This is a genomic window from Aquimarina sp. MMG015 (assembly GCF_018100855.1).
GTDB classification, from domain to species: Bacteria; Bacteroidota; Bacteroidia; order Flavobacteriales; family Flavobacteriaceae; genus Aquimarina; species Aquimarina latercula.
In genome coordinates this window covers 62876-81734 of record NZ_JAGJEB010000013.1, presented here as the reverse complement: position 1 = coordinate 81734, position 18859 = coordinate 62876, and the positions used below count along the sequence as shown (strand labels likewise).

Sequence of the window (18859 nt, the reverse complement as noted above, 5' to 3'; positions counted from 1 at the left end):
AATAGTGGTAAGTGAGATTTCTATTAAAGTTTAAGGTATAAATTAACATTTTGGTATAATGATAATTGTCTTTTGTTCAAAGTTAGCACTATATTTCAAACGATTTCGTAATGAAGACTCAACAAAATTTGAATTCTATTTTAATTCATTATAAATACTGCATTACTGTATCAAAATCTTGTTAAAAACAAGTTTGAAGCTTATTTTTGCTAATCAAATTTTTAAACATTCTTAATAATGAGTGGATTGATAAAATCTTCAATAGCTAGAAAGGTTGCCATGGCACTTTCGGGACTTTTCTTAGTGTTTTTCTTATTACAGCACTTTACGATCAATTTTACTTCTATTTTTAGTCCGGATACTTTTAATGAGTTGTCTCATTTTATGGGTACAAATCCTTTGGTTCAATTTGCGCTGCAACCCGTATTAATTTTTGGAGTAGTTTTCCATTTTGTAATGGGATTTATTTTGGAAGTAAAAAATAGAAATGCAAGAGCGGTTAAATATGCAAAATATAGCGGTGGGGCTAATTCTTCTTGGATGTCACGAAACATGATTCTTTCAGGTTTGGTAATTTTAGCATTTTTAGGATTACATTTTTACGATTTCTGGATTCCAGAAATGGTTCATAAATATGTAGAATTTGCACCAGAAGATCCAACTCGTTATTATCACGAGCTCTTAGAGAAATTTGTAAGTCCATTACGCACAGGAATATATGTGCTTTCATTTGTTTTCTTAGCATTACATCTTTGGCATGGTTTCGCGTCTTCCTTTCAATCAGTTGGTTTTAATAATAAATTTTCTGTGGGAGCGACTAAGTTTGCTAAAGTGTTCGCTATTGTAATTCCTCTTGGATTTATAATCATATCCTTGGTTCTTCATTTTAATCATAATCATTAAAACCACTATTATGTCAATTTTAGACTCTAAAATACCAGAAGGTCCACTGGCTGATAAGTGGACAAAACATAAAAATACAATTAACCTGGTAAATCCGGCAAACAAACGTAATATTGATGTTATTGTTGTTGGTACTGGATTAGCAGGTGGAAGTGCTGCTGCTACATTGGCAGAACTTGGTTATAACGTTAAAACATTTTGCTATCAAGATTCTCCAAGACGTGCACATTCTATTGCAGCACAAGGAGGAATTAATGCTGCAAAAAATTATCAAGGAGATGGAGATTCTAATTATCGCCTTTTTTATGATACTGTAAAAGGAGGAGATTATAGATCAAGAGAAGCAAATGTATATAGATTAGCAGAGGTTTCAGGAAATATAATCGATCAATGTGTTGCACAAGGTGTGCCTTTTGCACGTGAATATGGTGGATTGTTAGATAATAGATCATTTGGTGGAGTATTAGTATCTCGTACTTTTTATGCTAAAGGACAAACTGGACAACAGTTGTTACTTGGAGCATATTCTGCAATGAATCGCCAGATTAATAGAGGTAAAATACAAGCTTTCAATCGTCACGAGATGTTAGATCTTGTAAAAATAGACGGTAAAGCTAGAGGTATTGTAGCCAGAAACTTGGTAACTGGAGAAATCGAACGTCATTCTGCACATGCAGTAGTATTGGCAACTGGAGGATATGGAAATGTATTTTTCTTGAGTACCAATGCAATGGGTAGTAATGTAATGGCAGCGTGGAGAGCACATAGGAGAGGAGCCTTTTTTGCAAATCCTTGTTATACTCAGATTCATCCTACATGTATTCCTGTATCAGGTGATCATCAATCGAAGTTGACACTGATGTCTGAATCCTTGCGTAATGATGGAAGAATTTGGGTTCCAAAGAAAAAAGAAGATGCTGAGGCTATTCGTGCAGGTAAATTAAAACCTACACAATTATCTGAGGAAGAAAGAGATTATTATTTAGAAAGAAGATATCCTGCATTTGGAAATTTAGTTCCACGTGATGTAGCTTCTAGGGCTGCAAAGGAACGTTGTGATGAAGGCTTTGGAGTTAATAAAACAGGTGAAGCTGTATATCTTGATTTTGCGGCTGCAATCCAACGATACGGAAAAGAAAAAGCATTAACTTCTGGTATTCATAATCCAACTGCAGAACAGATATTGGAATTTGGAGAAAAAGTAATAGAGGATAAGTATGGTAACTTATTCCAGATGTATGAAAAGATCGTAGATGAGAATCCTTATAAAACACCAATGATGATTTATCCTGCAGTACATTATACAATGGGAGGTCTTTGGGTAGATTATAATTTACAGACAACTGTTCCTGGATGCTATGCAGCTGGAGAAGCTAACTTTTCTGATCACGGGGCAAACAGGTTAGGTGCTTCTGCTTTAATGCAAGGTTTAGCTGATGGATATTTTGTATTACCATATACAATAGGAGATTATTTATCACATGATATTAGAACAGGAAAAATACCTACAGATACTCCAGAGTTTGATCAAGCAGAGAAGGATGTAAAAGATCGAATCGAAAAGTTAATGGCTGGATCTGGAGAGCATTCTGTTGATTATTACCATAAAAAATTAGGTAAAATCATGTGGAACAAATGCGGAATGTCTCGTAATGAGAAAGGATTAAAAGAAGCAATTGATGAAATTGCTGCTTTAAGAGAGGATTTTTGGAAAAATGTAAAAGTTCCTGGAGATGCTAATAGTATGAATCCAGAGTTAGAAAAAGCAGGAAGAGTTGCAGATTTCTTAGAATTGGGAGAATTATTTGCCAAAGATGCTTTAGATCGTAATGAATCTTGTGGGGGACATTTTAGAGAAGAGTCTGTAGAACAATCAGGAGAACAAAAAGGAGAAGCATTGAGAGATGATAAAAACTTTAAGTATGTTTCTGCTTGGGAATACAAAGGGGAGCCTAAAGATGCTGTACTTCATAAAGAAGATTTAGTATTTGAAAACATTGAATTAAAAACACGTTCTTATAAATAAAAGCTATGAATCTTACATTAAAAATATGGCGTCAAAAAGATGCTCAATCTAAAGGAAAGATAGTAGAGTATCCGATATCTGGAATTGAAGGAGACATGTCTTTTTTAGAAATGCTAGATGTGTTAAATGAAGAATTAATTACCAAAGGTGAAGAGCCTGTAGTTTTTGATCACGATTGTAGAGAAGGTATTTGTGGAGCTTGCTCTTTACAGATTAACGGAGAACCTCATGGACCAGATAGATTAGTTACTACTTGTCAGTTACATATGCGAAAGTTCAATGATGGGGATACTATTTTTATAGAACCTTTTAGAGCACAGGCATTTCCTGTCGTAAAAGATTTGATGGTAGATAGAAGTGCTTTTGATAGAATTCAACATGCTGGAGGTTATATTTCGGTAAATACTTCTGGAAACACTATAGATGCGAATGCTATTCCGGTAAATAAAGAAAATGCAGATGATGCTTTTGCCGCAGCAACTTGTATTGGTTGTGGAGCTTGTGTAGCCGCTTGTAAGAATGCTTCTGCGATGTTATTTACATCAGCAAAGGTATCTCAATATGCATTGTTGCCACAAGGACAAGTAGAAGCGACTGAACGTGTAATGGCTATGGTAAATCAAATGGATGAAGAAGGGTTTGGTAATTGTACGAATACAGGTGCTTGTGAGATAGAGTGTCCTAAAGGTATTTCTTTAGAGAATATAGCACGAATGAATCGAGAATATCTAAAAGCAAGCTTGAAAGGATAGTTTATTAAGTACATATATAAACAAGAGGAAAACTCCAAATCAATTGATTTGGAGTTTTTTTTTGAAAAGGAATGTTTTTTGTGGTAACATTTTTCGAACTAAAGACATTAATTAATAGATGATAGGAAGTTTGTAAGTTCTTGGATTAAGTTAAAAGACTGTTGCAGAAGCTTTTTATTAGCTATTTTTATTAGGAATATCAAAATCATAAAAAATGAAAAGAATTATTTTATTTACTGTTATAGCATTTATTACAATTAATGTTAGTGCTCAAAGTCGTATTGACAGGAGTTCACTAACCCCAATTGATCAATTATTTAGACCTTTAGAGTATAAAGAAAGGGATGCTCCAGGAGAGATTGAAAATGTTAGTTTAGAAGGAGCCGTAGGATCACCTTATGAAGATAAAGTATTTAGACAAGGAGAATTAGTGGATCTAAGTTTTGAGAAAAAAGTAATAGGAATGTTCGTTAGGTATAATGTTTATACTAATGAAGTGGAACTGGTACAACATCCAGAAAGTAAGAACATTAACGCTATGATAAAAGCGGAAAAGGTTTTTGCTAGAATAGGAAACCAAGAGTATCATTATAAAGAATATAATGACGCAAGTAATAAACCTAAAAAAGGGTATTTAATTAAACTTCGATGCAATTCTAAAATTAATGTATACAAAGAGCTTACTAAAACGTTTGTACATCCAACAGTAGCGAAAACTTCTTATCATAAAAATTCGCCTGCTAAGTTTATGGATCATGAAAAATATTATATCGAGATTGATGGTAAGATGGTGCATCTTAAAATGAATAAAAGAAAGATTGTAAAATCTTTTCCTGGCAAACAAAGTGAGTTAAAAAGTTATATAAATAAAGAAGGTTTAAACTTTAAGAAGGAAGTGGATTTAGTTAGATTGGTGGCATATTATGATACGCTATAGGTAAAATTATTTTGTTAAACGCTAAAACTCCAAATAGCTTAATATTTGGAGTTTTTAGATAATCCCCGAATGCAATGTATAAAATTATATTCTATTTAATTGTCCTACTTATCCTATCAGCTAGTTGTGCGGAAAAGGATGCAGTAAGTCAGGATATTATGCGAGAAGTAGAAGGTCTGGTTACCAATGATGAGAGAAGGTTTTTCTTAGAAGAAATACAGCAAGTGAATTGGAAGATACGTAAACAGATTAATGATATTGAAATGGTATATGGTTATGATAGTAAAGAAAGAAAAGAAGCTTTTCAATTGATGCTACAAACTAATAAAATTAATCTACAAAAAATTGAATTATATTTAAAAAAGTATGGCCATCCATCTGCTGCAGTGCATGGAGATTTGGCAGCAAAAACTCCTTATATTATAATTCATCATTCAGGAAACTTAGCATCTAAAGAGCGAAATTTTGAGCATCTCTATAAAGCATATAAGCATGGAGATTTAGGACCAAGCAATTTTTCAGTTTTTTTAGGTAAATATTACACTTCAAAATTCGATAAACAATATAATTTACCTTAGTTTTTGAAATAGATTAGGGTTTCAATATTAAAGAAGTATCATGAATAAGGTTATATATTGCTTGATCTTTATATTAATATTAGGTTGTAATAAGGAAGATAAAATAAGCAAAGAAATTGTTCTTGAGGTTAAGTCTTTGTATACTAATGATGAGAAGATGGCTTTTTTAGAGGAAATACATTTACAAGATCAAAAAGTTCGTAAGAATCTTGCCGAAGTAGAGCTAGAATTTGGGTATGATAGTGATGAGAAAAAGGGAGCGATACAGCAGATGATTAAAAATGATCGAATTAATCTTCAAAAAATTGAACTGTATTTGCAAGAATATGGGCACCCGTCTAAAGATACACTAGGAGAACTAGCGGCTGGAACTCCCTGGATTGTTATTCATCATTCAGGAAACATTGAGTCAAGGCAAAGAAACTTTACCTATTTGTATAATGCTTATATAAATAAGGATCTTAAACCCGGTAGTTTTTCGTTTTATCTAGAAAGGTTTCATCGTATGAAATTTGGTAATCGATTTACACTTCCTAATCCATATAAACAAGAACAATTAATTGATTCTTTAATCAAACGTTTAGATTTATCAGGCTTAACTAAATAAATACAGGTTTCTTTTAAAGCTGTATTGCAAGTCGTATTGTAAATTTTTGGAATCAATAATCTTACCTTTTGAAGGAGTGTCAAAATCATAATCGGGAACCGGTAATTCCATTTGTTTACAGATTGCACTATAATAGGCCGATTTTTTAGGATGATCAGGGTAAGATGCATTAAAGGTTTTATTCCACTTGTCGAGCTTGATAATTTTTTCGATAATTCCAATACAATCTTCCCGATGGATAAGATTTACTGGGGCTAGAGGATTTTTAATATTTTTCCTTTTAGATAGCATTGTTGCCGGATGCCTTCTAGAATCAAATAAACCTGCAAAACGAAGTATAACAACATGAAATTTTTTATTTTCTTGTAATAGTTTTTCTACTTCTATTAGCTGTTTTCCTGCATTTGTAGTAGCATTAGGAGTAGTTTCTTGCGTAATTAGAGGGAAACCATATTCGTCAGAAAAAACGGAGGTAGAGCTTATAAAAATTACTTTTTTAATTGTTGATGTTTCAATTAAAGGAACTAATTTTCTAATTTTAGCTACGAAGTTACCTTCAGGATTTCTGCGTAATCCTGGTGGGATATTAATAATTAATATGTCACTTCCATCGAGAAAAGACTGAGTGTTGCCCTTAGGCCCATTTTCAGTTATTTCTAACAGATACGAGTCAATCCCTTCATTTCTAAGGTTGTCTAATTTACTTTCTGTTGTAGAAGATCCCTTAATTATGTAGTTTTCTTTTAAAAGAGCTTTGGCTAAAGATAATCCTAGCCACCCAGTTCCTAATACACTAATTTGTTTGTTCATTATCTTCTGATAGATTTGAAGATTGATTGGTTTGCAAAGATGCAGAATCTTTGATTTTTTCGACATATTCTAATGTCAATGTTTTCTTAATAGTTATGGCATCATTTAATACAAATGGTTTTGGAATCATCGTTTCAGAACGCTTAGGAATAGAAAATAAATCGTTTTCTAGCAGGTCATAAGAAGATTCATAAAGAACAATCTCTGGAACTGAATCTTTATGAAATTCCATTTTTAATTCTAGTGATTCATTATTCCTTAGATGATACGTCAGTAAGCGATTACCAGTACGTTCAGTAAAAGAGTTTTTTACAAAACCATCTTTGCCAGTTATATCTTTAGCAGAAATACCGTTTGCAGATAGCTTATTAAATTTAAAAGACTTTCGTATAAATAAATCCATTCTATTAATATTTCTCTGTGGTCGTATGCATAAATCTAAAATTCTTGTATCTCCTTGTATACTATCAAAAGAAGTTTCTATTTTCGAAGAACTAATGTTTTTTAAAGGAGCTTCGTTAACATATTTAAAAGAATTACTGTACTTACTTTCGATAGTGTTTTGATTCCAATCTTTAGCAATGTTTTTAAGGCGGTCAATATAGTTTTTAGTCCAAGAGTCTAGCGTATGATCATAAGATGCCCAATATGCTTTGTTATTGTCCTCATGTATGATGTAAACCAAACTGTTAGGTTTTTGTCTTTCTTTGGTAAAATCTGATTTAAAATGAGATGTACCAAGACAGGCTAAAGCAATTACGAAAGCAACTGTACCCAACATACTTTTCTTAGTATAAAAACCAATCACTGGTAATAATAATGTACATAATAAAACTGTAAGTACAGAAGAAGCAAACGTTATTTTTAATCCTAAGGCCACAGGGAAAGTCGCAATAAAAGGTGCCATCATAAAAATAGAAGGTAGACATAGAATTAGCATCAATAAAGGAAATGGTCTCTTTTGGTTAATCAATACAAATTGACATAATAAACATAATAATACCGGAATGATAAAATAGCTTGCACCTTCTAAATATACAGCAGCAGCTCCGCAGATTAGTATCCAAAAAAATAATGGAGCTACTAATATACTTGGCAGTTCTTCTACATTATTAAAGATACTGTATACTTTAAAAAATGCTGCTATAGCAAGGAATATAGCTCCAGCTATATAGTAATATCCATTGTATGGAAATCCATGTAATATGTCGTGATACTCTGGGTATATTATTAGCACTAATTTCCATAGCCCAAAACCAAGCACTCCTGCTAATCCTGCTGAAATAATAAATGCTAAAAATCCGCTTCCAACTTCACTAAAATTAATACGAAACCTTGCCTTGCCATAGATAATAAGTCCAATGAAAAGAAAAATGGCTATTCCAAGTAGAGGGTAGATCCATTTAAATGGATATTTAATAATTTTGAATATTGGAATATTAAAATATAAAAAGTCTTGTTCTGATTTTAGGTTAGAAATATCAGCATCCGAAAAATAGGTTAGTAATGGCATTAAATAACTACCCTGATGTTGCAATGTATTTAGATCAAGGTTTTGCCAAGTATCATTTGCTGTGTGATAATCAAAATGATCATCGATGAAAGCAAAATTGTACCCTTCAATATTTCCGTGTTTTCTAAAAACGGTTAGGTCCGTATCGTTAGGAAGTAGTTTATAAATACTATAGGCTAGAGAGTTTGTTACAGGGAATTTAGGGTCGGCTTTGATGAATTCTTCAATCATTTTACCATTTTTACCATTGGTTTCCATTAACATAAAAGAATTTCCTCCACTTCCTCTAGCTTCAAAATTAAGTACTAATCCGATATCTTTTGCCCATTGGTGTTCCGACACAAATAAATCTGCACCATTTAGCCCTAATTCCTCTGCATCTGAAATACAAATAATAATATCGTTAGTCGGAGTTTTATTTTGACTTAAATATGCTCTAATACTTTCTAAAATGGTCGCAACACCGCTTGCCGCGTCACTCGCACCATAAGAAGAGTGTTGACTACTATCGTAATGTGATAATAAGAGTAAAGCTTTTCCAGGTTTGGCACCTTTTATTTTTGCTATGATATTTTGGGGTTTACTCATTGTCCCTTTATCGCCCAAGGAAAATCCTTCTTGAATTTCTGGAGATAAACCTAATTTTTTAAGTTCTTCTAGGATATAGTTTTTTGATTCTTCATGCCCTGAGCTTCCTAAATAATGTGGTTTTTCAGAGATTTTTTTAACGTGCTCTAATGCTCTTAATGTAGAGAACTCTTGTTGTGGTGTGTCCAAACCTGATATTTGTTGAGGCATACTACTATAAAAGGTATACCATACAGATAAAAGAATGCATATGAACGTGATTACTGAAAGAATTTTTTTCATCAGTTTTTAGTTTGTTTTGTTAGTCTAGATAAAAGTATATCGTCTAAGATTTGAATAGAAGAAGACAAGTTTTTAATAAGTAATAGAAATAAACTCACTTTTGTCAAATTGATTCTTATTTCCCTCATTTGTTTAATATCCTTTAAGATAGTTTACGCGAACCATATTTTTTTAGGAAATATCTAAATTTTGATGATTCGAATAATTTTGATAAAGGTAATAAAATCAGATTTTACCATCGTAAATGTTAAAATGCTATTGAATAAGTAATTGAAAATGACTATATTTAAGATTCACTAAATCACTATTATTATGGGAATTATAAGTTTTCAGGGCGCGAGAACCAAGGTAAAAAAGCAGGATAATACTCCAATTAAAGTTTCAGATTACATGACCAGAAACTTGATCACTTTTTCTCCAGAACAATCTGTAATGGAAGTGATGGAAACCTTAATAAAACATAAAATTTCTGGAGGTCCAGTAGTTAATGAACGAAATGAATTGTTAGGAATTATTTCTGAAGGAGATTGTATTAAACAACTAAACGAAAGTCGTTATTACAATATGCCAATTGACGATGCTAATGTAGAAAGGTTTATGGCAAAAAATGTGGATACCATAGACGGTAATATTAGTATTTTTGATGCTGCTAATAAATTCTTAGAGAGTAAAAGAAGGCGTTTTCCAATATTGGAAAATGGTAAGTTAGTAGGACAGATAAGTCAAAAAGATGTTATGAAAGCAGCTTTACAGATGAAAGGCCAAAACTGGAGAGACGTATAAGTAAGTTTAAGTCGTTTTTTTTGATTTTTTTGCTTTAGAAAGATCAGTAATGATAAGTTTATGTTCGCTATCACCTGATATGTACATACTTTTGGAAGAATATCGGTCAAAGTTATGATCGGATTCTTTCCAATTTCCTATACCCAATATTGTAATCTCTTCACCTATTTCTATCGCTCCTTCTTTATAACGAATACTTTTATTAAAGCCTAAAAACCCTGTGCTTTCTTTTCCATGAGATTGAAGGAACTTTTCTAAAAAAGCAGGTGCATCTTTCCAAGTTCCAGAAGTGTATTCAACATCTTGATCGAGGTATGTGATTTTACTTTTTTTCGGGATATTTGTGTCAATAATTGCCTTATTTCCGTCACTTTCTAGAATGAAATTTTGATATTTTTCTTCGGTAATGATTGTTCTCCAAGAGCTGTTTTTTCCATTACTTCTTTTTTCTTCTACCTGAATTTTATAATACAAACATTCTCTTTTTCCAATAGGCGAAATTAAATGTTGATCAATAGGTAAAGCTTTACCCTTAACTTTAATGTATTCGTTTTCTTTACAAAGAGGGATTTTTTTAAAAGAATGTTTTTTTAACTTCCTTAGCATCCTATTTTTCTTACTATAAACTTGAGATAGAATAAAAAAAACGATAATGCCGAATAGAAAAATGAAAAAGAATCCACTATCTCCTATAGCCATTAATTGAAGTTTTAAAAAAGACATATTAGTTATTTCTTTTTACTAAAGCATAGTATTCGTTTTCTAAAGGAAGATATCCCTGATCATAAACGAAGTAATATACTGTTCCAACTTTTGTAGTATAAATACTGGTGAAAAATTGAAAATCAAACCCTTTAGCAATTAACTTTGATTTGGTAGTTTTTGTTTTTTCTTTTGGATTGAGTTCCTCTAGAATGCGGTAGTTTTTTCTAAGGCGGTTATTGATATTTCGTACTAAGTTTTTACTATCCTTATTAAGTTTATTATTGAAGGCATTTCTGCAATAATCACTACAGAATTTTTTGTCAGCGCGACCAATAATTTTTTCACCACATTCTGGACAGTCTTTTTGCATAAAGTATTATTTGATAGCAATATACAATAATCCGATTTAATCGTTTGTAAATGGATAATATAGGGGTTAAAAAAATGGAGTACACTAATTAGTATACTCCATTTTTTATTGGATATGATAAAAGATCTATTATTCAATGATTATTTTTTTAGTGAACGTTTCTTTGGAGTTAGTAATAGTGATTTTAGAAAGATATACTCCAGCAGTTAGTTTAGAAACATCATATAAATAGCTATCAGAAGATAAAATTTCTTGTGTAATATTATCCACTTTTCTGCCATTAAGATCATAAATACTGATAGAATTAATACTACCCTGTTTAAAGTTGAAATTTAATGTTTGAGATACTGGATTTGGGTATACGCTAAAAGAAATATCAGAAAGATCATCTACCGCTAATACGTTACCTGCAGAACAATTAGGGATTGGATTTGATAAAATGGGCTGTAAATAATCCATTTTCCATTGCACTACTGTGCTCCAATCATCAGCCAAAATACCTCCAGTATCACCAGAATTAGGATTTAATGCCCAAAATGTAAAGTGTAATTTCTTTTCTTTGATAAAATCTATAAACTTGGCAAACCAGATTTCATCTAATCCTCCTTGCCCCTTAATTCCTAATTCTCCAACGAGTAGAGGAGAAGTTCCGTTTGTATTTAAGAAGTTAAATTGTTCTTCCCAGATTCCCGGCATATTATCAGGAAAATCTGGTGCAGAAAACCACTCCTGTTCAAATACGGTAGGACCATATTCGTGAGGTGAATACATCAATTTATTTGGATTACTTAACGTAATAGGGTAATCTCTGGCTCCTTGCAGATTTCCTCCCCACCAATATGATGTTTCTGTACCATCTGGTTTTGTGTATGCTTCAATCCCTTCAACCATGATTAGTACATTTGGGTTTACTTCTAGGATAGCATTACCACACTTTTCGGCTGCTAATCGCCAGTCGAAAGCATCATTAGTTCCCCATCTAGCACCTTCTGGATTATCAATTTTACCGTTTGGTTCATTATTAATATCCATTCCGATAACGGCATCAAAATTCTTATAACGATCTGCTATAAACACCCAGTCATCAATCCATTGTTGTTCGGGTACATTATCGGTATACCATAATTTTTCAACGAGATATGCATCAGGGTTTCTAGAATGACAATCTAGGATTACTTTCATATCGTTTTCTTGGCACCATTGGATTGTTCTATCTAATAGCTCTAATGGAGTTGTAAAAGTTGATTCTTCTTCATTCATAGGTGTTACTCCGGTATAAGGATCAGAACCATAAGAGCCAATGTTTATTGAAGCACCATCTCTTAACATCATATTATGCCAAGGTATTCTAAAGCAATTAAAACCAAGGTCTTTAGACTGTTGTAGTACACTTTTATGATCTCGAGACCAGATTCCATGAAAACTACTGAGTTGTGTTTCGAATCCGAACCAGTTAACACCTGCTAGTATTACTTCGTTACCATCGGCATCTAATAATTTGTTGCCGTTTACAGTTAACCAATTGCCGGGACAATCTTCTTGAGAAATAACGTATTTTGATGACATTAAAACTGTCATCAGAAATAGGATGTAAATTTTTTTCATTTTAGTTAAGCTTAGTTATGATTTGTATAACAGCTATAACGATTGCGTAAAAACTTTTAGTATTTCATTATTGATTCTATTTTTGATAAATATCATTTTTATTAAAAAGCTTTTAATGGTATTGATTTTTAAAGTTTTATGCACTAAAACTTTATGTTAAATGAGAATTTGTTAAATGGATTTTTCGTTTGTAGGTATACTATGATAAGGAGGTGTAGTATAAAACTTATATTATTAAAAACTTGCAAGTTTTGTTTGTATTAGAAATAGATTTCTTGCGCTAATCTGAAGGTATTAGCATGCGCCTCAATAATAGTCTTAATATCTGGAGAGTATCCTCCACCCATTGAACACATTATCGGAATAGAATGATCCTTACAAGTTTGTATTACAAATCGATCTCTTTCTTTGCAGCCTTTTATAGTACACCCCAATTTACCCAATTTATCGGAGCCTAAAATATCAACTCCACAGAGGTAGTATATAAAATTGGGTTTTTGTGTTTTAATAAGTTTAGGGAGTGTTTCTTTCAGAATTTTTAGATAGTCTTTATCTTCTGTTCCATTAATAAGTGGAATATCTAGGTCAGACTGTTCTTTTTTAAAAGGATAATTGTTTGCTCCGTGCATGGAGAATGTAAATACATTTGGATCATTCTTAAATATTTCTGCAGTGCCGTTTCCTTGATGCACGTCAAGATCTATGATTAGTATTTTCTTTGCTTTTTGCTGTCGTAATAAATATCTAGCAGCAATAGCTTGATCATTTAATAAACAAAAAGCTTCGCCACGATTACTGTAAGCGTGATGTGTTCCTCCAGCGATGTTCATAGCTATACCGTACTTCATTGCATATTCTGAAGCTTTAATAGTGCCATCAGCAATAATCACTTCTCGATCAACGAGCTCCTGCGATAGCGGGAAACCAATCTTACGTATCGCTTTTCGATCTAATGTAAGCTCAGTAAGTTCTTGATAATATTCTGTGGTATGAACTGCTAAGATAGGCTTAGAATCAGGTATTTCTGGGATAAAAAAGTGTTCTTGATTGCAAGTGCCTTCATGTAATAATTGCTTAGGCAATAGCTCATACTTGATCATCGGAAAACGATGCCCTTCTGGTAAGGGATGTTTGTATATAGGATGGTATGCTATTTTTAGCATTTAGATAAGGCAATAATCATTTACTTAATGAATACGAAGATACTATCTTTGCTAAACAACCAATTACCTTTTTGATGAAAAATGATCCTTACTCAGCATTACGATATAAAGAGTTTACAATTTTTTTATTAATACGGTTGTCACTGGTTATGGCGTGGACTATGCAATTTATAGTAATCGAATGGCAAGTATATAGTCTTACAAAAGATCCACTTTCTTTAGGTATTATTGGCTTAATGGAGGTTATCCCGGCAGTATCTTTGGCTTTATTTGCAGGTCATATTGTTGATCAAAAAGAGAAGAAAAGCTTACTACTTACGTGTATTTTAGGATTTTTGGGAATTAGTTTAGGTTTGTTACTATTAACGTGGCCTAGTATTTCAGGTTCTTTGGCTGAATCTACTATTTTGTATGGAATTTATTTTCTCGTTTTTTTAGGAGGTATTGTTAGAGCTTTTTTAGGTCCTACTTTGTTTTCCTTGTTAGCGTTGTTAGTTCCTAAAAAGGTGTACCCTAATGCTGCCACTTGGAGTAGTTCCACTTGGCAAATAGGAGCCGTTGCTGGACCAGCACTTGCTGGATTTACAATAGGTTTTATTGATGTGCATTGGTCGATGTTAGTGATTGTTGGTTGGGCGTTAATAGCTTTCATTTGTTTGTTTAGGATTCCTAAGAAACCAATAATGAATCCTAATATTGGTGAACCTATATTTAAGAGTTTGAAAGAAGGGTTAACGTTTGTTTTTAAGACCAAAGCGGTTTTAGGGGCACTTACTTTAGATATGATCGCTGTTCTTTTTGGAGGTGCTATTGCATTATTACCTGTTTTTGCTCAGGATATTCTTAAAGTTGGACCACAAGGTTTTGGTGTTCTAAGGGCTGCTCCTGCTGTAGGGGCCTTTATAATTATGTTTACCACTGCATATTTTCCGATTAATAAAAAAGCAGGTATAAAACTGTTATTAGCTGTTTTTGGATTTGGAGTTAGTATTATAATTTTTGGTGTTTCTTCTGTTTTTTGGATTTCTGTAATGGCATTATTTTTTAGCGGAATCACGGATGGAATTTCAATGGTGATACGACAAACAATATTACAACTTAAAACTCCTGATCATATGAGAGGGAGAGTTTCTTCTGTTAATTCCATGTTTGTAGGATCTTCAAATGAATTAGGAGCTTTTGAGAGTGGTATTACTGCCAAATACATGGGCACAGTAACAGCCGTTGTATTTGGCGGTAGTATGACATTACTAACTGTTATTTTTACTTCTATCGTTTCTCCAGCTTTTAGGAAATTAGACCTCAGAAAAGATATTGAAGAAAATTCAAGTAGTTAAAAGTATTCAAACATTAGCTAATCATAGCGCCAGGATTGACACCCTCTTGATCTGGATTTAAGAATACTAGTTTCCCATCAGGAGTTTCAGTCATTAGGATCATCCCCTCACTTTCTACACCTCTTAATTTTCTAGGAGCAAGATTTACTAAAACAGTCACTTTTTTACCAATTAGGTCTTCTGGTTTAAAGTGTTCTGCTATGCCTGAAACGATCGTTCTAGTATTGATTCCAGTATCTACTTTTAATACTAACAGCTTTTTTGCTTTTGGCATTTTTTCAGCTCCTACAATAGTTCCAACTCGCATATCCATTTTAGTGAAATCTTCGAAAGTAGCTGTGTCTTTTTGCGGTTCTACGGTTTTGTTCTCGGCTTGGTTTGCTTTTTTAGTAGCTTCTAATTTATCTAGCTGTTTTTGGATATCAGTATCTTCAATTTTGGAAAATAATAGTTCGCCTTTTTCAATCTTATGATTGGCAGGAAGAAGTGCTTCTTTTGTAGAAATATCATTCCAGTTGGTTTTTAAGTCATCAGAATTGATAGCAAGGATATTCTTTAATTTTTGAGATGTAAAAGGCAAAAATGGTTCTGATAAAGTAGCTAAAGCAGCAGCAACTTGTAAACCAACATACATAATGGTTTTAACACGCTCAGGATCTGTTTTAATAAGTTTCCAAGGTTCTTCATCTGCTAAGTACTTATTACCTAATCTCGAAACGTTTAATAATTCTTGTGAACCTTCTCTAAATCTATAGCGCTCAATAGAGCTACTGATAACATCAGGATAAGCTCTTAGTTCTTTTAAGGTTTGTTGATCTACATCAGACAATTCATTTGGTTCAGGAATGATACCGTCGTAATATTTATTCGTTAACACAACAATACGATTGATAAAGTTTCCAAAATTACCAACTAGTTCGTTGTTATTTCTATCTTGGAAATCTTTCCAAGTAAAGTCATTATCTTTCGTTTCTGGAGCATTTGCGGTTAGTGCATAGCGAAGCACATCCTGTTTACCTGGAAAATCTTCTAAATACTCATGTAACCAAACAGCCCAATTCTTAGAAGTAGAGAGTTTGTTTCCTTCAAGGTTTAAAAATTCATTTGCAGGAACGTTTTCTGGTAAAATATAGCTTCCTTCTGCCTTTAACATACTTGGAAAAATAATACAGTGAAATACGATATTATCTTTACCGATGAAATGTACAAGTTTTGTGTCTTTGTCTTTCCAATAAGGTTCCCAGTCTTTTCCTTCTCTTGCTGCCCATTCTTTAGTTGAAGAAATATATCCAATCGGTGCATCAAACCAAACATATAGCACTTTTCCTTCTGCTCCTTCTACCGGGACAGGGATTCCCCAATCTAAATCACGAGTTACTGCTCTTGGTCTTAATCCATCATCAACCCAGGATTTGATTTGACCATATACATTGGTTTTCCAGTCTTTTTTATGACCTACTAGTACCCATTCCTTAAGGAAATCTTCATATTGATCTAATGGCAAAAACCAGTGTTTGGTTTGTTTTAATGTCGGTTTTGCCCCAGAAATTGTAGATTTTGGATTTATCAAATCTGTTGCATTCAGTGAACTACCACAGTTTTCGCACTGATCTCCATAAGCTTCTTCGTATCCACATTTTGGACAAGTACCAGTTACAAAACGATCTGCAAGGAATTGATCTGCTTCTGCATCATATAATTGTTCTGAGGTTTCCTCAATAAACTTTCCATCTTCATATAATTTTTTGAAAAAATCAGAAGCCGTTTCGTGATGGATAGGAGCAGAGGTTCTAGAATAATTATCAAAGGTAATTCCGAAATCTTCAAAAGACTTTTTAATGATTGCGTGGTATTTGTCAATAATTACCTGAGGAGAAACTCCTTCTTTTTTAGCGCGCATTGGTATGGCGGCACCATGTTCATCACTACCACAAATAAAGGCCACGTCATTTCCCGTAATTCTAAGGTATCTAGAATATATGTCTGCAGGAACATAAACTCCTGCAAGATGCCCGATATGAATTGGGCCATTTGTATATGGTAAAGCTGATGTAATTGTATATCTCTTAGGTGCGCTCATAATGCTTATAAAAATGAGGCACAAAGGTAATAAACACTTATATAAAATAAGAAAGCTTTATCTAATTAATACTAATCTTATTTTATGCTTTTATATTAGTGTCTCTGACTAGGTTTAATTAGAAATAACATTCTTTTTAATAGAAAAACAGTATCAAGAAATAATCCTGATACTGTTTAAAATAATTTGTTGTATTAAAATTGTTATAAGATCATAACGGGTTTGCTATATCGTTTTTTGCCTTTAGTTATTCTATAAGCATAAAACCCTTCGGATAGATTAGTTTGAGCGGCTTCTTTTACGTTTATTACATGTTCTCCTTCTAATAGCATTTCATTTTTTAGGTTTGCTATTTTTTGCCCACTCATACTATAAAGATCTACATTTACATGACCAGCCTGCGCATTGGTAATATGAAGAAATGATTGGTTATCTGTATATGTAACTGTGTGACCGAAATTTTCGAAGGTTGGGATTTCTTCATCTGTACCTAAACTATTACAGCCAAAACCAAGATCCAATGGATCGTATTGCTGACCTAAAAGAGTTTGATCAACAATATTACCGTCTATACATAACCATTCCTTCATAATAGAAGCATACACTTGTCTAAAATCATTGGTATTATATAGATTCCCGTTATTATTTAAATTTGACAAATCAGGATGATCTCCTATAAAACCATTTCCATCTAATCCTGTTCCGAAAAGCATCATAGGAGCCGCAGTTCCATGATCTGTTCCACGAGAGCCATTTTCTTTTACTCTTCTTCCAAATTCTGAAATTGTCATGGAAACTACTTTATCATCCCATCCAGCATCTTTAAGATCATCATAGAAATAAGACATAGTCTCTGATAATTGAGTCATCAATTCTTCTTGCCTATTTAATTGGTCATTGTGGGTATCGAAACCACCTAAAGTAACAAAATATACTTTGGTTCCTAAATTTCCTTTTATAAGACGAGAAACAACACTTAATTGTTGTGATAATCTATTGTCAGGATAATTTCCGAAATCAGAAGTACTTTCATAAGCATCATTAATTACTCCTGCATATGTAAATGTAGTATTTGCCACTCCTTTTAGATAACCTACTTTTTCTCCGTGTGTACAATCAGGAAGATTACTTAGGTCATAAAGAGATCCATTCTGAGCTATTTCATAAAGTTTTCTTGGATCGGCTACAGAAAAAGCAAAATTGTTTTGGTCTCCATTAAATATAAGATTCCCACTACTTCCTATCTGTATAGCTGCAGGACGATCTGGAGGACTTAATAGATAGTCTGGATATAGGTTTTCAAAATACCTTCCCATCCAACCAGAACTTTCTTGATCGGTTACATCAGAGGTTGCCCAAATATCGGAACCTGTAAAGTGTGATAATGCACTTTGTTCATATCCTACTCCATGCACAATTTTCATCTGACCATCTCCCCATAATTTCTCAAATTTATTAGCATAATTCGGCATTCCATAATCATCATTAAGGTTGAATAATTGATTTTCTGGAATCTTTATGTTAGGGCGTGCATTGGCATATGTGTCGTATTGATTGATTGGGATTACTGTGTTTAATCCGTCATTTCCACCTTTAAGTCTTACAATTACTAGGACTCTATCATTTTCTGATTCATTTAGAGCAGCGGATAGTGGAGAAGGTTTTGATACAGACAAAGCGGTGTTAGCAAATGCCATAGTACCTCCACCAACGATTCCTAGAGCTTGTAAAAATGAACGACGGTTCCATTTCTTATGTTCTTGATTATTACAGCTACCAGATTTTGGTGTGAAATTTTTATAATGAGTATCGCACATGAT

Annotated in this window: 16 protein-coding genes; 8 read left to right on the top strand and 8 right to left on the bottom strand. The window is 33.0% G+C overall.

What is annotated here, in order from left to right; all coding sequences use genetic code 11:
* Window positions 1–237 precede the first annotated feature (237 nt).
* The 6 genes from J8L88_RS20215 (at window position 238) to J8L88_RS20190 (ending at window position 5803) form a co-directional block, all read left to right on the top strand.
* Window positions 238–903, top strand: a complete 666-nt coding sequence (locus J8L88_RS20215; protein WP_211061676.1) for a succinate dehydrogenase cytochrome b subunit — start codon at window positions 238–240, stop codon at window positions 901–903.
* Window positions 904–913: 10 nt separating this feature from the next.
* Window positions 914–2929: a fumarate reductase/succinate dehydrogenase flavoprotein subunit gene (locus tag J8L88_RS20210; RefSeq protein WP_211061675.1), complete on the top strand. Its 2016-nt coding sequence runs from the start codon at window positions 914–916 to the stop codon at window positions 2927–2929.
* A 5-nt stretch (window positions 2930–2934) separates the two neighbouring features.
* Complete coding sequence (locus J8L88_RS20205; RefSeq protein ID WP_027393274.1) at window positions 2935–3681, top strand: succinate dehydrogenase/fumarate reductase iron-sulfur subunit; 747 nt, start codon at window positions 2935–2937, stop codon at window positions 3679–3681.
* Window positions 3682–3895: 214 nt separating this feature from the next.
* Window positions 3896–4618: a hypothetical protein gene (locus J8L88_RS20200; RefSeq protein WP_211061674.1), complete on the top strand. Its 723-nt coding sequence runs from the start codon at window positions 3896–3898 to the stop codon at window positions 4616–4618.
* A gap of 74 nt (window positions 4619–4692) precedes the next feature.
* Window positions 4693–5196, top strand: coding sequence for a hypothetical protein (locus J8L88_RS20195; protein ID WP_211061673.1), 504 nt, complete (start codon window positions 4693–4695; stop codon window positions 5194–5196).
* Between the two features lie 40 nt (window positions 5197–5236).
* Window positions 5237–5803, top strand: coding sequence for a hypothetical protein (locus J8L88_RS20190; protein WP_211061672.1), 567 nt, complete (start codon window positions 5237–5239; stop codon window positions 5801–5803).
* Here the strand turns inward: J8L88_RS20190 and J8L88_RS20185 are convergent.
* The gene (locus J8L88_RS20185; RefSeq protein ID WP_211061671.1) at window positions 5792–6613 is read right to left on the bottom strand and encodes an NAD(P)H-binding protein; all 822 of its coding nucleotides are present in this window, start codon (window positions 6611–6613) and stop codon (window positions 5792–5794) included. The two genes, J8L88_RS20190 and J8L88_RS20185, sit on opposite strands and share 12 nt — an antisense overlap.
* Window positions 6597–8996, bottom strand: coding sequence for a M28 family peptidase (locus tag J8L88_RS20180; protein ID WP_211061670.1), 2400 nt, complete (start codon window positions 8994–8996; stop codon window positions 6597–6599). Before J8L88_RS20180 ends, J8L88_RS20185 begins: the two co-directional genes overlap by 17 nt.
* 312 nt (window positions 8997–9308) lie before the next feature.
* On the opposite strand from J8L88_RS20180, the gene J8L88_RS20175 reads away from it, so the two are divergent.
* Window positions 9309–9779 (top strand): CBS domain-containing protein, encoded by a 471-nt coding sequence (locus J8L88_RS20175; protein WP_027393279.1) that lies wholly within the window; start codon window positions 9309–9311, stop codon window positions 9777–9779.
* A 6-nt stretch (window positions 9780–9785) separates the two neighbouring features.
* Here the strand turns inward: J8L88_RS20175 and J8L88_RS20170 are convergent, their stop codons facing one another.
* From J8L88_RS20170 to J8L88_RS20155, 4 genes are all read right to left on the bottom strand, one after another.
* Window positions 9786–10502, bottom strand: coding sequence for a hypothetical protein (locus J8L88_RS20170; protein ID WP_027393280.1), 717 nt, complete (start codon window positions 10500–10502; stop codon window positions 9786–9788).
* A gap of 1 nt (window position 10503) precedes the next feature.
* Complete coding sequence (locus J8L88_RS20165) at window positions 10504–10854, bottom strand: hypothetical protein (RefSeq protein ID WP_027393281.1); 351 nt, start codon at window positions 10852–10854, stop codon at window positions 10504–10506.
* A 129-nt stretch (window positions 10855–10983) separates the two neighbouring features.
* Window positions 10984–12459, bottom strand: a complete 1476-nt coding sequence (locus tag J8L88_RS20160; protein WP_211061669.1) for a cellulase family glycosylhydrolase — start codon at window positions 12457–12459, stop codon at window positions 10984–10986.
* A gap of 260 nt (window positions 12460–12719) precedes the next feature.
* The gene (locus J8L88_RS20155) at window positions 12720–13622 is read right to left on the bottom strand and encodes a histone deacetylase (RefSeq protein WP_027393283.1); all 903 of its coding nucleotides are present in this window, start codon (window positions 13620–13622) and stop codon (window positions 12720–12722) included.
* A gap of 71 nt (window positions 13623–13693) precedes the next feature.
* Between J8L88_RS20155 and J8L88_RS20150 the strand changes: the two genes are divergently transcribed.
* Window positions 13694–14959, top strand: a complete 1266-nt coding sequence (locus J8L88_RS20150) for an MFS transporter (protein ID WP_118388755.1) — start codon at window positions 13694–13696, stop codon at window positions 14957–14959.
* A 13-nt stretch (window positions 14960–14972) separates the two neighbouring features.
* Here J8L88_RS20150 and metG read toward each other — a convergent pair whose 3' ends face one another.
* Window positions 14973–17039, bottom strand: a complete 2067-nt coding sequence (gene metG / locus J8L88_RS20145; protein ID WP_211061668.1) for a methionine--tRNA ligase — start codon at window positions 17037–17039, stop codon at window positions 14973–14975.
* A 203-nt stretch (window positions 17040–17242) separates the two neighbouring features.
* On the bottom strand, window positions 17243–18856 hold the full coding sequence (locus J8L88_RS20140; protein WP_027393286.1) for a DUF1501 domain-containing protein: 1614 nt from the start codon (window positions 18854–18856) through the stop codon (window positions 17243–17245).
* Window positions 18857–18859 lie beyond the last annotated feature (3 nt).

Coding starts and splice junctions, on each gene's coding strand:
- J8L88_RS20215 (WP_211061676.1), top strand. CDS start 238: ATGAGTGGATTGATAAAATCTTCAATAGCTAGAAAGGTTGCCATGGCA.
- J8L88_RS20210 (WP_211061675.1), top strand. CDS start 914: ATGTCAATTTTAGACTCTAAAATACCAGAAGGTCCACTGGCTGATAAG.
- J8L88_RS20205 (WP_027393274.1), top strand. CDS start 2,935: ATGAATCTTACATTAAAAATATGGCGTCAAAAAGATGCTCAATCTAAA.
- J8L88_RS20200 (WP_211061674.1), top strand. CDS start 3,896: ATGAAAAGAATTATTTTATTTACTGTTATAGCATTTATTACAATTAAT.
- J8L88_RS20195 (WP_211061673.1), top strand. CDS start 4,693: ATGTATAAAATTATATTCTATTTAATTGTCCTACTTATCCTATCAGCT.
- J8L88_RS20190 (WP_211061672.1), top strand. CDS start 5,237: ATGAATAAGGTTATATATTGCTTGATCTTTATATTAATATTAGGTTGT.
- J8L88_RS20185 (WP_211061671.1), bottom strand. CDS start 6,613: ATGAACAAACAAATTAGTGTATTAGGAACTGGGTGGCTAGGATTATCT.
- J8L88_RS20180 (WP_211061670.1), bottom strand. CDS start 8,996: ATGAAAAAAATTCTTTCAGTAATCACGTTCATATGCATTCTTTTATCT.
- J8L88_RS20175 (WP_027393279.1), top strand. CDS start 9,309: ATGGGAATTATAAGTTTTCAGGGCGCGAGAACCAAGGTAAAAAAGCAG.
- J8L88_RS20170 (WP_027393280.1), bottom strand. CDS start 10,502: ATGTCTTTTTTAAAACTTCAATTAATGGCTATAGGAGATAGTGGATTC.
- J8L88_RS20165 (WP_027393281.1), bottom strand. CDS start 10,854: ATGCAAAAAGACTGTCCAGAATGTGGTGAAAAAATTATTGGTCGCGCT.
- J8L88_RS20160 (WP_211061669.1), bottom strand. CDS start 12,459: ATGAAAAAAATTTACATCCTATTTCTGATGACAGTTTTAATGTCATCA.
- J8L88_RS20155 (WP_027393283.1), bottom strand. CDS start 13,622: ATGCTAAAAATAGCATACCATCCTATATACAAACATCCCTTACCAGAA.
- metG (WP_211061668.1), bottom strand. CDS start 17,039: ATGAGCGCACCTAAGAGATATACAATTACATCAGCTTTACCATATACA.
- J8L88_RS20140 (WP_027393286.1), bottom strand. CDS start 18,856: ATGTGCGATACTCATTATAAAAATTTCACACCAAAATCTGGTAGCTGT.